Annotated in this window: 13 protein-coding genes and 1 rRNA gene; 8 read left to right on the top strand and 6 right to left on the bottom strand. The window is 52.3% G+C overall.

The window, feature by feature from the left end; translation table 11 throughout:
* Window positions 1-173: 173 nt before the first annotated feature.
* Both rrf and rlmM read left to right on the top strand, forming a co-directional pair.
* A 5S ribosomal RNA gene (gene rrf / locus INT33_RS09465) occupies window positions 174-289 on the top strand.
* 150 nt (window positions 290-439) lie between these two features.
* Window positions 440-1,507, top strand: coding sequence for a 23S rRNA (cytidine(2498)-2'-O)-methyltransferase RlmM (gene rlmM / locus INT33_RS09460; protein WP_155826475.1), 1,068 nt, complete (start codon window positions 440-442; stop codon window positions 1,505-1,507).
* Here rlmM and INT33_RS09455 read toward each other — a convergent pair.
* The gene (locus INT33_RS09455; RefSeq protein ID WP_192537680.1) at window positions 1,504-1,791 is read right to left on the bottom strand and encodes an antibiotic biosynthesis monooxygenase family protein; all 288 of its coding nucleotides are present in this window, start codon (window positions 1,789-1,791) and stop codon (window positions 1,504-1,506) included. The two genes, rlmM and INT33_RS09455, sit on opposite strands and share 4 nt — an antisense overlap.
* A gap of 29 nt (window positions 1,792-1,820) precedes the next feature.
* On the opposite strand from INT33_RS09455, the gene tusA reads away from it, so the two are divergent.
* On the top strand, window positions 1,821-2,072 hold the full coding sequence (gene tusA / locus INT33_RS09450) for a sulfurtransferase TusA (RefSeq protein ID WP_192537679.1): 252 nt from the start codon (window positions 1,821-1,823) through the stop codon (window positions 2,070-2,072).
* A gap of 88 nt (window positions 2,073-2,160) precedes the next feature.
* On the opposite strand, the gene INT33_RS09445 is transcribed toward tusA, so the two are convergent.
* The 3 genes from INT33_RS09445 to INT33_RS09435 form a co-directional block, all read right to left on the bottom strand.
* Window positions 2,161-2,856, bottom strand: a complete 696-nt coding sequence (locus tag INT33_RS09445) for a hypothetical protein (protein ID WP_193091738.1) — start codon at window positions 2,854-2,856, stop codon at window positions 2,161-2,163.
* A 111-nt stretch (window positions 2,857-2,967) separates the two neighbouring features.
* Window positions 2,968-3,969, bottom strand: coding sequence for a DUF3080 family protein (locus INT33_RS09440; RefSeq protein WP_193091737.1), 1,002 nt, complete (start codon window positions 3,967-3,969; stop codon window positions 2,968-2,970).
* Window positions 3,970-3,972: 3 nt separating this feature from the next.
* A complete protein-coding gene (locus tag INT33_RS09435; RefSeq protein ID WP_193091736.1) occupies window positions 3,973-5,391 on the bottom strand; it encodes an MATE family efflux transporter in 1,419 nt (472 codons plus the stop codon).
* Window positions 5,392-5,530: 139 nt separating this feature from the next.
* Here INT33_RS09435 and INT33_RS09430 point away from each other — a divergent pair, with 139 nt between their 5' ends.
* The gene (locus INT33_RS09430; protein WP_193091735.1) at window positions 5,531-6,115 is read left to right on the top strand and encodes an elongation factor P hydroxylase; all 585 of its coding nucleotides are present in this window, start codon (window positions 5,531-5,533) and stop codon (window positions 6,113-6,115) included.
* On the opposite strand, the gene INT33_RS09425 is transcribed toward INT33_RS09430, so the two are convergent.
* A complete protein-coding gene (locus INT33_RS09425; protein WP_018917523.1) occupies window positions 6,112-6,591 on the bottom strand; it encodes a hypothetical protein in 480 nt (159 codons plus the stop codon). The genes INT33_RS09430 and INT33_RS09425 overlap by 4 nt on opposite strands.
* Before the next feature lie 13 nt (window positions 6,592-6,604).
* Window positions 6,605-7,456, bottom strand: coding sequence for a TatD family hydrolase (locus INT33_RS09420; protein WP_193091734.1), 852 nt, complete (start codon window positions 7,454-7,456; stop codon window positions 6,605-6,607).
* A 244-nt stretch (window positions 7,457-7,700) separates the two neighbouring features.
* Here INT33_RS09420 and INT33_RS09415 point away from each other — a divergent pair, with 244 nt between their 5' ends.
* The 4 genes from INT33_RS09415 to bktB are packed head-to-tail and all read left to right on the top strand — an operon-like array spanning window position 7,701 to window position 12,902.
* The gene (locus INT33_RS09415) at window positions 7,701-8,930 is read left to right on the top strand and encodes an ABC transporter substrate-binding protein (RefSeq protein ID WP_193091733.1); all 1,230 of its coding nucleotides are present in this window, start codon (window positions 7,701-7,703) and stop codon (window positions 8,928-8,930) included.
* Window positions 8,931-8,967: 37 nt separating this feature from the next.
* Entirely contained in the window at window positions 8,968-10,524 is a 1,557-nt protein-coding gene (locus tag INT33_RS09410) for a fatty acyl-CoA synthetase (RefSeq protein ID WP_193091732.1), read from the top strand.
* Between the two features lie 2 nt (window positions 10,525-10,526).
* Window positions 10,527-11,669, top strand: a complete 1,143-nt coding sequence (locus tag INT33_RS09405; protein WP_193091731.1) for an acyl-CoA dehydrogenase family protein — start codon at window positions 10,527-10,529, stop codon at window positions 11,667-11,669.
* A 45-nt stretch (window positions 11,670-11,714) separates the two neighbouring features.
* Window positions 11,715-12,902: a beta-ketothiolase BktB gene (gene bktB, locus INT33_RS09400; RefSeq protein ID WP_193091730.1), complete on the top strand. Its 1,188-nt coding sequence runs from the start codon at window positions 11,715-11,717 to the stop codon at window positions 12,900-12,902.
* Window positions 12,903-12,909: the final 7 nt, after the last annotated feature.

Raw genomic sequence — 12,909 nt, 5'->3', positions numbered from 1 at the left:
CACTGCAAGGTGTTGAGCTAACGTGTACTAATGGCCCGTGAGGCTTGACCCTATAACACCCAAGGGGTCTGGTCGCAGTGATAACGATGAACACCGGATACGCGCGCTGAGCGAAAAACCGCTTGGCACGAGAGACGCCACAAAACACAGCATGATGTACATTGAAAGTTACGCCTGACGACCATAGCGAGCGTGAACCACCTGATCCCTTGCCGAACTCAGTAGTGAAACCGCTTAGCGCCGATGGTAGTGTGGGGTCTCCCCATGCGAGAGTAGGTCATCGTCAGGCATTTATACCGCAGAAAACCCAGCCAACCGGCTGGGTTTTTTGTTTGCGTGGAAGAAAATAAATCGCGCGTGTTAATGCTATGATGCGTCCCCAATGACTACATCAAACGGCTATCGCTTTTGAGTGATGGACGCAAATAGAGGTGAAGTGGTGAGTGAAACGGTACCTACGTCGTGGTTAGTCTACTGCCGTCCTGGCTTTGAACATGACGCGTTGGCTGAGATGCAGCATCATGCAGAGCTTGAGGATGTCACCTGTGAACCTGCTTACGGGGAAGGGTGGGTTAGCCTAACGCGCACCGACGATGAGCCCGTTAATGATTTACACCGCCAGGCCGCGTTTAAGAAGCTTATCTTTGCTCGCCAAAGTTTAGCCGCCTTACCGGCGCTTACTTTGTCGCGCGATGACCGGCTGACCGCTATTTTAGATCAGGTAAAAGCCAGTCGCTGGAGCTTTGAAGAAATCTGGCATGAAACGCCCGATACCAATGATGGTAAAGCATTGGCGGGGCTTATTAAGGCCCTTACTAAGCCGCTGCAAAGCATGCTGAAAAAACGCGGCGCGCTACGCGGCAAGGCGGGTGGACGTCGGCTACATATCTTCTGGACCGATGGTGATCGTGTTCAGCTGGGTATGAGTTTCCCCGGTAATCGCAGTGAGCTGCTTAACGGTATTCGCCGGTTGCGCTTTCCAACGCGTGCGCCAAGTCGCTCTACGCTTAAGCTTGAAGAGGCATGGCACGAATTTATTCCCCGTGAAGAGTGGGATGAGCGCCTGGGCGATCATATGCAGGCTGCCGATTTGGGCGCTGCACCGGGTGGCTGGACATGGCAGTTGGTACAGCGCGGTATGTATGTATATGCCATCGATAACGGCCCGATGGATAAGCAACTGATGGCCACCGGTCAGATTGATCATCTAAAAGAAGATGGCTTTACGTGGGAGCCGCCTCAGCGTCTGGACTGGTTGGTGTGCGACATCGTCGATAAGCCTGTGCGCGTGCTCGCCATGGTGGAGCGCTGGCTAACACGCAAATGGTGCCGTGAGGCCATTTTCAATCTGAAGCTGCCCATGAAAAAGCGTTGGGATGAAGTAAACCGCTGCCTGTCAAAGCTAGACGATGCTCTGGAAAGTGCCGGCGTCCGTGCGACGGTTACCTGCCGGCATCTTTATCACGACAGAGAAGAAGTGACTGTGCACGTAAGGCTAGCCCATTAGTAGCCCGCTTCGTAGATACGGACGGTCTCGTCTTCTGTTAAGAGCGGTAAGATATTCTGCATGGCAGTGGCGCGTGCTTCACTGGCGTGCCATTCTTTCCAGGCGCGTAAGTCGCGCCACTTGGTAATCATCAAACGACGATCGGAATGGCCTTGTTGTACCAGCGTTTCGCCGCTGACAAAGCCCCTAACGCCAAGAGAGACACGCATGGCTTCTCGTGCTGCGTGCTCATACTCATCTTCCAGGCCGGGCATAATACGCCGTTCGATGATAACTTTAATCATGCTATCTACTTCCTAAACCGAGGATATGAATGGCTGACAATATCGAAGCCTCACCCCATCATGACACGCTGCTGGACACTACCGGTCTGTATTGCCCTGAGCCGATTATGCTGATGCATAACAAGGTAAGAGACATGGGTTCAGGACAAATACTCAAGGTCGTTGCAACCGATCCGGCTACTACGCGCGATGTCCCCAAATTTTGCCAGTTTTTAGGTCATGAACTGGTGCAGAGCAGTGAGACAACTGATAACTATATTTACTTTATACGTTTAGCTTAATGATGTGCAGCCTGTGCGAGGCAAGAATCGACTAATGGCGAATAACCTCGCACGGCTCCTTACTCGATATGTCTGTCAAACAGACGGTTTACTCCTCAGGAATCACCATCATCGCTAACGCTTCAAGGGTCGCAGGATCTTCTTCAAGAATGCGGTTGGCGATGTGGCGTTGAAAAAAATATACGCTTTGGTGGTGGGCGCGGGCGCAATAAAGGCAGTTATCGCCCAATAGAATTGGCGTCATCGTCGCCTTTTGCTCATCGGCTAATAAGGCATCAACGGAACCGTCGCTGTATAAGCGCCACCCATAAACAGGCTTTATATGCCATGGAGCATTGGGGTGATTCATACATAGGGCATGGGTGCCCAACGTATCGGGGAGTTGCTGGATAAGCGTGACGTCTCCAGACGCCTCATACTCAAAGTAATCCGCGGCAGCCGTCAGCTCATAATATTTATGATCAGGAGGGGAATCGAAGATCTCTTCCGTTTCAGGGTCACGATAGCCAATAAAATAGCCGTTTTCCTGACTATTGACCTCTTGGCAGGCGGTGAGCGTTTCCATCCATGGCACTAATCCCACGACATTGCCATCTTCTCTTAACCCCCAGGCTAAGATAGGCATGCCATAAAAGGCATCGGGGCTTCCCGCGAGTTGATAGACCATTTCCAAGCCATCTAACTCGGGAGCCAAACGAACCAAGCTTTTTTGCGCCTGCTGACGCTGACGCGCGGTAGCCAGGTCAATGACCTGGGCAGAGCGGGGTGACTGGGATACGCCCATGATGTCCCTCCTTGTGCTGCGTGGTCACGACATTGACAAACAATAAGATGCTTACCGCATAGTTCACCAATAGCACAGGTTGACCGCTAGGTTAAGAGGAAATCGAATAATTTAATCGTTTACGCACACGGGGTGCTTATCTCTAAGCATTTGATGTTGTTCTCTGGCCTTAAGGTACTGCTGCCAGGGAGTCTGGGGATGGCTAAGCGAGAGCCACTGAGCCTGATAAGACTTTATAGCGTCAGGTGGCTCGACAGGCTGGCTGGTGATGAGTGTATTAATAGCCGTTAGCCATTGTCGCGCGCTGTCTTCAAAGCTGTCGAGCGTTTGCATGTCGTCCCACGGCGTTAAGCACGTATCATTGGTTGACTCATGTTGAATTAAAAACTGGTTAGCATCTTGTAAGCTTTGCGCGGCCAGCAACAGCGTGCGCAAAATTTCGGCGGTCAAAGAGCGTTCTTGTAAATGCTTAAGATGGTTTTCAAGCCGAGAGGAGTCCTGCTGCCAGGCTTGGCTAAACTGGCTATCTACCATCTGCTGTAAATAATCAACCGCGGCAAACTGTTTATCAAAGTTGGGAAGGCCGCTAATCACCAGTGGATGGCTGGCCCGTGAAAAGCTATTAATCCACTCCTCAGAATCAAAAATTGCGTTCCAACTAACGGCGGGCAGCTGAGCTGTTTTGAGGAGGGTCAGCTGCTCAAGGCGCTCTCTATCTTTTTCACCTAAGTGATCAGGAATATCGCTTTCCCAGCATGCATCTAGACGTTGCCATAGCTCGCGTTCATATAACCAGTGCTGGCTTGGCGGCGCCACACGGCCTAGCTGATTATTACGCGCGGCAATGAGAGAGGTGATCTGGCACTCGCGCAGTGCGTAGATGTTTAACATGCCATCACGGGTTTCTGCGACCGGAATCAACCGCTCCCGGCGTTCAGGAAACGCGCCGATATTGGGTATTTCCGTGCGTTCAATTGCTTTAGAGGACAGGTCTTCGGCAAGCTGCTGATGATAGGCTATCCATGGCTGCTCGGCGTCCTTGCCCTGACAGCCTGCCAGCAGCAGGCTTACACATAGCGCCAGCCAATACCGAGTCCTCATCCAGTGAGGCATGATTTACTCCTGTCGACTGATCCATTTTAAACGCCAGCCGAGTAGAACCGTTGCGGTACTTAACCCGGCAATCAAACCGATCCAGTACCCGTGAACCCCGAGCGGTTCAGACACACCGTTGATGCCATGAGCACCCAGCCAGTGGCCGCCGCCTAGGCCCACGATCCAATAGGAAAGCACCGTGATGACCATGACGATACGGGTATCTTTATAACCCCGTAGCGCGCCTGCAAGGTTCACCTGCAGGGAATCCGACAGCTGGAAGATAACCGCTAACGCCACGATGGAAAGCGCAAGCGCCTGTATCTCTGAGTTCGAGGTATACAAAGCAATCACCGGCTTTGCCGTTACCCACAAAAAGAGGCTGTTGAAGGCTGCAATGAGCACGCTTACCACAACGCCATTCCACGCGACCTGGCGCGCCAGAAACGGGCGATGCCTGCCCAGTGTATTACCCACTCGTACTGTTAGCGCCATACTCAGCGACAGCGGCAACATAAACAGGATAGAGGTGTAGCTTAGCGCGATTTGGTGAGCCCCTACGGTTACCTCTCCTAAGCTTGCGACAAATAGGGCGATTAAGGTGAAAAGAGTCACCTCAACAAAAATGGCCACGCCAATCGGCATGCCCACAAAGATAAGCTCTTTAATGCCTGCCAACTGAGGTGGAGTAAAGCGATGCCATAGCGACACGTTTTTATAAGCACGTCCACGGCGGGTATACAGCAGCATGGTGAACATCATGGTCCACATGGAGATTGCGGTCGCGATACCACAGCCAAAGGCGCCCATAGCCGGTATTTGCTGCAGGCTAACAGGCACGCCGCTGCCCAGCAGGTCAACCAGACCATCGCCGCCGTAAATCAGCAAATAGTTAGCTGGAATATTCACAAGAAGGCCAATAACACTGATCCACAGTGATGGCCGCGTATGATTCATGCCGTCTGAAAAAGCACGTAACGCCTGAAAAAGCGCGATGCCGGGCATGCCAAAGGCCACAGCGGAAAGGTAGGCCGCTGAATCCTGCGCGACTTGAGCCGGTACATCCATTAGTTCGAAAATGGGCATAACGCTGGTTCTAAGCAGAATCGCGGCGATAATGCCCAGTACTAAAGCCACCCATAATCCCTGATGCACCGCCGGGCGAATGGCATCGTTGCGCTGCCCGCCGAGGTGATACGCCACAATCGGCGTAAGCCCCATGAGCGTACCCGTCATGAATAACATCAACGGTGCCCATAAGCTTGTACCCACGGATACCGCCGCCAGCGACGTAGCATTAAAGCGTCCCGTCATCATGACATCGACTACCCCCATGCCCGCCTGGGCGAGCTGCGCGCCACAAATGGGCAGCGCCAAGGCAATCAAGGCGCGGGTTTCGGGCCAATAGGTAGTTTTGATGTCGTTAGCAAAGCGGGCCAAGGAAAGGCTCTCCGTCAGTAAAGTAAGCTATAAAACGTCGCTAGATTAGCAGGACTCGCTGGTTTTTGCCGTTTAGACTTCAGCCTACCTAACGAGGGCCGTTATACTAGGCAAAAAGGGCTTAAATAACGAGGATATTGTGGTTCACACACAAGACAAGTGGTTGCTTGAAGACATTACGGCACTCTTTGATGGCATTTTTATGCCGCGCTACCAAACCCGGTTAGTGCGCGGTAAGGATGAACCACTTTATCGGCCTGCTGATGAACAAACGCCTTATCATCAAATCATCTTTGCACGGGGATTTTACGCCAGCGCCCTGCATGAAATGAGCCACTGGTGTATTGCAGGTGCCAAGCGCCGTCAGCTGGAAGACTATGGCTACTGGTATTTGCCCGATGGGCGCAATGCCCAGGAGCAAAGCGCTTTTGAGCAAGCCGAAATTTCCCCTCAGGCGTTGGAATCACTGTTTGCTGAAGCGTGTGGGCGTACCTTTCATGTCAGCGTGGACAACCTGGGGGGCGATGTTGAAGTGGATCGTGCCGCATTTGCCGAGAAGGTAAACGCCCGAAAACAGCGCTATTTACAGGAAGGCCTGCCCACGCGCGCCAACGCCCTTTACGTGGCGTTGACGTCTTTTTATCAGCGCGAAGAGTCACTTGCCGCTGCGATTGCTCAAGGCCAGGCGGTTCTGGATCAAACGCCTGTGGCCGTTAATGCTTAATCCGTATCGGTCAACCGCTGGTGCAAGGAAAGCATGACTTCAAGCTCATGCTCTGGACGCATGGGCTCCAAGCCCAGCTCGCTGAAGGTCTCGCGTCGTTGGCGGTGCCATTCGCCCGGCTCAAGTGAGGGGTAGAGCACCGGGGCAGGGGCTAGCTCGACAAATGGGTCCAGCCCGTAAGTATCAAACAGCCGTGCAAGTGCGGCTTCTTCATCGCCGTTATCGCTTGTGTAAAGCGTCGCCGAAAAATGATCGTTCTCAAGCTCGCGAATCACTTCAAGCGGGCTAACGCCCAGGCTCTCAAGCTCCTCGATGCTATAAGCGCCCATGGCATTGGTATCTTCCTTGATCCAGCTGTCGTCTGGTTGAATCAAGGTTTCTTTAACGCGCCCGTCGGGTAGTGACCAAGCAATGGCAAGGGGAAGGCCATCGTCTTCGCCCGTTTCAATGGCAATAAATCCTGGGTAATCGGCCACGCTCGTACTCCTTTCAATATTCTGTGGGCAGACGGAAAAAACGCTGTGCAGTTCGTGTCGTGGCACTGCCTAGTTCAGCTTCGCTGATGCCGCGCCACTCGGCAATTTCTTTTACGATCCACGGTAGAAGCGCTGGCTCATGGCGGCGTCCCTTTAGCTTAGCGGGCAGGTTGCGGGGCAGCAGGTAAGGGCAGTCGGTTTCCACCATCAAGCGCTCCAGAGGAATATCATTAACCAGCGGGCGCAAATGATGGCCGCGACGCTCGTCGCAGATCCAGCCGGTCAGGCCAATATGCATATCCAGGTTAAGATAGCCGTGCAGCGTATCGCGGTCAGCGGTAAAACAGTGCACGACAGCGTCGCTGATATCATCGCGCCAAGCGGTGAGTATTTCGCGCATTCGCACGCCTGCATCACGCTCGTGTAAAAAAAGCGGCAGGCCACTTTCCACGGCCAGCGCCAGCTGCGCTTCAAACGCATGCTCTTGTTCGGTTGGTGTGGAAAAGTTGCGATTAAAATCCAGCCCGCACTCGCCCACTGCAACGACCTGGGGTAACGCATGTAGCGCCTTCATCTTGTGCGCCAGTTCTGTACTCCAGCCGCTGGCATCGTGCGGGTGAACGCCCGCCGTTGCATACAAGCCTGGGTATTGCTTCGCAAGGTTTACCGCCTGCTCGGCATGGGCCAAGTCTGTGCCGGTCACAATCAGCGTTTTGACCTGTGCCGCCTGAGCGCGCGCAATAACATCGTCAAGATCGCGATCAAAGCTCTCGTGCGTCAAATTAGCGCCGATATCCACCAGCGGTGAAGGAGAACGAAACTGAAGCGCTTCAGGTAAAAAACTATCGACAGTCGATGAAGCCAAGCGTCACTCCTTTGTCGAGAAAGTAAAAACGTCGAAAAAGCAAAAACGCCATTGTAACGCTAAGCGCAAGTATCGACTAATGCGCGAAGATTCCCTCGGGTGTCAGCAGCGAATGGCACGAATTGCAAAAAATCTGGCTTGATAGGTAAACAGGCGAAAGGTGTTTACTCCTACTATGGAGAAAGACATGCACTAAAGCGTACTTAAGGCTTATCCAATAACAACAACACATAGGTAAAACGCTATGCGACTATCACGCCATTTTGCTATTTCCACCCTATCTTCAGCGGTTCTACTAGCGAGCTACATGCCAGGCGTCGCTGCGAACGAGGGTATTTCTGACAATGAGATCCGCATTGGATACTTAGCCGACATGTCAGGTGTCTACCGTGACCCGATCGGGCCGCTAGGGCAAGACGCTATTGAAATGGCAATTGAAGATATAGGCGGTAGTGTGCATGGCGCTAAAGTGGTGGTCTTTAGTGCGGATGACCGTAACAGCCCTGATGTAGGATCGAGTGTTGTACGCGAGTGGATTGATGAGCGTAACGTCGATATGGTCACGGGGTTGGTCGCTTCATCGGTCACATTAGCCGCTGTAAAACTACTCGAAGACGCCGATAAGCTGGGTTTGGTGAACGGTGCTGTTTCGTCAGGCGTTACGAATGAGCACTGTTCTCTCAACCATATTCATTGGGTTTACGATACCTGGGCCATGTCCAACGGAACGGCCAAGGCGATTACCCAAGAAGGATACAAAAACTGGTACCTGCTAAGTGCAGACTATTCTTTTGGCCATGCGCTTGAAGCAGACGTTGAGCGCGTTGTCACACAAAACGGCGGCACGGTGGTTGGTCGTGCCAGGCACCCCTTCCCAAATAATGATTTCTCTTCGTTCATGCTGCAGGCCCAGGCATCAGGTGCTGACGTAATCGCATTAAATAATGCCGGAGGCGACACTATCAATGCGGTGCAAACAGCCGGTGAGTTTGGCATCACGCAGGCAGGGCAAATCCTCGCCGGCATGGTGTTATTCAGTACGGATGTGCGAAGTATCGGTTTAGCCAACGCCCAGGGGCTGCAATTTACCAAAGCATGGTACTACGACTTAAATGATGAGACCCGCGCATGGGCTGAACGCTTCCGGGAGCGCACCGGCAGCATGCCTACCATGGTGCATGCAGGGCTTTACTCGAGCACCCGCCATTATCTGGAAGCCATCGAAGCCACAGGCACTGACAATACCCAATTAGTACGCCAACAAATGGTGGATACACCGATCAACGATATTTTCGCGACCAATGGCTACATTCGTGAAGACGGACGTATGGTGCATGACATGTACCTTGTTGAAGTGAAAACCCCCGAAGAATCTGCAGACGAAGACGACCTCTTTCGCATTGTGCGCACGATTCCTGCAGAAGAGGCATTTCGGCCGCTTTCTGAGAGCGTATGCCCATTGGTGAATAGCTGAAGTGTTGCCAACGAAACAAAAACATAAAGGTCTTGGCATGTCTGATACACATTTGATTCAGAGAAATACGATTGGCGCTGCGTTAAATCGTAGTGCTCGAAAATATTCACAGCAGCCCGCGCTGACGTTTGGCGAACGTACATGGAGCTATCAAGCTCTTAACGACGCTGCTAATAATGTGGCTAATGGCCTGTTAGCGGCTGGTCTTGCCCCCGGTGACCGGCTGGCCGTATACGGTAAAAACTCGGATGCCTACGTAATTGCCTGGCTGGCTGCCACCAAGGCAGGCCTTGTGCATGTGCCTATCAACTTTGCGCTGAGCAGCGATGAGCTGCGCTATATCCTTGAACAGTCTGGAGCGAAGGGGCTGCTTAGTGATATTTCCCTGGAAGAAAAAGTCGCGCAGGCAACACAAGATTTCGGATTGGTGCTAAGTGGAACGCTGCATGCCGCAAATCCTACCCCCCAGGAAAGCAGTTTTGACGTATTGGCCGTGGCGTGTTCAACGCAGGCAACAAATGAGCCAGAGGTGGCGCTGGAGGGGGCTAGCTTAGCGCAATTACTCTACACCTCGGGTACAACAGCGGCGCCAAAAGCCGCAATGATGAGTCACCAAGCGTTAATGGCTGAATATATGGCGTGTATGGTGGAGCTGGATATAACGGGCAGTGAGGTGATGCTGGCAGCGCTGCCGCTTTATCATTCGGCACAGATGCATGTCTTTTTAATGCCAGCTTTGCTATTAGGCGCGCACGTTTATCTACTGGAAGCGCCGCTGCCTGAGAGTTGCCTTTATGCTATTGCCGAACAAAAAATTGCCTCGTTCTTTGCTCCTCCCACGGTTTGGATCAGCCTGTTACGCCATGCCAATTTTGATCAGTTTGATTTAACCAGTCTGAAAAAGGCTTATTACGGCGCCTCTATTATGCCGGTACCGGTACTGCAAGAAATGCAGCAGCGTTTCCCTGGCGTTGGGCTTTATAACTGTTATGGACAGAGCGAAATTGCGCCTCTGGCGACGGTCTTGCGACCAGAAGAGCATCTTGAGCGCCCCGCCTCCGCCGGGAGGCCAATATTAACGGTCGAAACCCGAATAGTGGATCTGGAGTTGAATGATGTTGCGCCTGGTGAACACGGCGAAATTGTTCACCGTTCACCGCAATTGATGACGGGGTATTGGGATAAGCCCGAAATGACTACAGAGGCTTTTCAAGGCGGCTGGTTTCACTCCGGCGACATGGGGTATTTCGATGCAGAAGGGTACTTATATGTTGTTGATCGTATAAAAGATGTCATTAATACCGGTGGCATATTGGTGGCCAGCCGCGAAGTGGAAGAAGTGCTGTTTAAACATCCCGCAATTTCGGAAGTAGCAGTAGTTGGCCTGCCTGATGATAAGTGGATTGAAGCTATTACGGCAGTGGTAGTGGTGAAGGAGGGGCAATCTGTTAGTGAAAGCGAACTTATCCATCATGCCAAAAGCTCAATAGCTCCTTATAAAGTCCCCAAGCGAGTGGTGTTTGCAGAAGCGTTACCAAAAAGTACCGCCGGTAAAATTCTTAAACGTCATTTGCGTGAAGAGCTCAAGGAGTAAACATGGACGAGCAAGCGACGGGGCTGTTTCACTCCATGATTTCGCGCTGTTTAGCGCAAGAAGTCGCTCCTTTCTATGAACAGTGGGAAGCCGAGGGTGAAATACCTCGTAGCCTTTGGAGAGCGTTAGGAGTCGCAGGTTTTTTGGGGATCGACCTAGATGAGACTTATGGCGGCGCAGGCGCGGATATCGCTATTACTCAGTTGGCACTAGAAGAGATTTCCCGGCAAGGCTTTGGTGGGCTTGCCAGCGCCTACAATATTCACGCCAACATCGTAATGCCTTATTTACAAAATTTAGGCACAAGCGATCAGTGTCAAAAATGGTTACCTGCTATGACGCAAGGCGAGTGCTTAGGAGCCATCGCCATGAGTGAACCTCATGCAGGTAGTGATTTGGCCGCGATGAAAACCCGCGCTACCAAAACTCCTGAAGGCTGGGTATTGAACGGCAGTAAGCTGTTTATTACCAATGGCCAGGTGGCGGATATGGTGATTGTATGCGCAAAAACCGATCCGAGTGCAGGAGCAAAAGGGGTCTCATTGTTTTTAGTGGACACTTCGTTGCCTGGCTTCTCGCGTGGTAAACCCATTAAAAAGATTGGCCAGCATGCCAGCGATACGGCGGAGCTGGCGTTTGATCAGCTGGAGCTTACCAATGATGCTCTGCTCGGTGATGAAGGCGCCGGTTTTCGCTATCTAATGCAAGAACTTCTCCGTGAGCGGTTAGGGGTGGGCGCTCAAGCGCTGGGGGCGGTCGAGGGCGCTCTGGCATTGACCCTTGATTATGTTGCTCAGCGCCAAGCTTTTGGCCAACGGGTGGCCGATTTTCAGAATACCCGCTTTACGCTGGCAGAAATTAAAGCACAGCTTGATATGGCACGTGCCTACTTTAATCACTGTGTTGCCAAGTATCGCCAGGGCAGCATGACCAGTACCGATGCGGCAATCCTGAAATTACAGCTAAGTGAGTTGCAGTGTCGCGCCGTCGACCGCTGCCTGCAGTTATTTGGCGGCTACGGTTACACCCACGAATACCCAATTTCAAGATTTTATTTGGATGCACGTGTGCAAACGATCTATGCCGGAAGCTCTGAAATCATGAAAGAAATTGTGGCGCGCTCACTGTTGGGTAAAGCGGCTTGATTGATCCTTGCTACGTGAATACCTGCATGACACTAGGAGATATTTATGCGGCTTGATGATGTGGTGATTTTAGAGGGAGCCCGTACTGCTATTGGCGATTTTAACGGATCGCTTTCGTCTATGGCGCCTTATGAGCTGGGCGCAATCACGGCGAAAGAGGCATTATTGCGTGCGAATGTCTCAGGTGACGATATCGACCACGCGGTGTATGGCCATATTATTACCACCGGCCCACAAGATGCTTATCTGGCACGACACATCGCCTTGAAAGCTGGTGTTCCCAAGGAAGCTGGCGCGTTTAATGTCAACCGGCTGTGTGGCTCTGGCGTTCAGGCGGTCATCTCTGCTGCCCAGCAGATTGTCATGGGGGATAGTCGGTTAGCGCTAGCGGGTGGTGCCGAATCGATGTCGCGGGGCGCTTATTTACTGCCGCCGCAAGCGCGTAATGGCATCCGCATGGGCGATATAGCCGTACAAGATTTGACTCTAGGTGTGCTTAGCGACCCGTTTGGTAGCGGACATATGGGAATGACCGCTGAAAATATTGCCCAGCAGTATGGTTTAACCCGTGAACAGCTGGATCAGTTTGCACTTGAAAGCCATCAAAAAGCTGCCCAGGCAACGGAGGAAGGTCGCTTTGCGGCACAAATAGTGCCGGTTGACGTTGTGCAGGGCAAGCAATCCGTTCGCTTTGCCGAGGATGAGCATGTGCGCAGTGGCATCCAACTGGCAGATTTAGCCCGTTTAAAACCTGCCTTTCAAAAAGAGGGCAGAGTAACCGCAGGCAATGCATCGGGAATTAACGATGGGGCAGCAACATTGGTACTTGCCCATATGGATGAAGCGAAGCAGAGAGGACTAACGCCCAGGGCGCGCTTGCGCGTGGCAACGACTGCCGGTGTGGAGCCCTCGCTTATGGGGCTAGGGCCTATCCCGGCTGTTAAGCGCTGTTTGCAGCAAGCCGGGCTGAGCATTCATGATATTGATGTGATTGAATCCAACGAAGCATTTGCCGCTCAAGCGCTTGCCGTTGCCCAGCACCTTGAGTTTCCTCTGGATAAGCTTAATCCCAATGGCGGTGCCGTTGCCCTTGGCCATCCGGTTGGCGCAACCGGTGCAATATTAATTCTTAAAGCTATACATGAGCTTGGGCGAATCAATGGGCGTTTTGGTCTGATCACTTTGTGTATTGGCGGAGGGCAAGGCATTGCGCTGTTAATTGAGCGTTGGTAATGACCTA

The sequence above is a fragment of the Halomonas colorata genome (genome assembly GCF_014897985.1).
Lineage (GTDB): Bacteria > Pseudomonadota > Gammaproteobacteria > Pseudomonadales > Halomonadaceae > Vreelandella > Vreelandella colorata.
The sequence above is the reverse complement of the archived record's forward strand: the minus strand, read 5'-3'. Positions and strand labels throughout refer to the sequence as shown.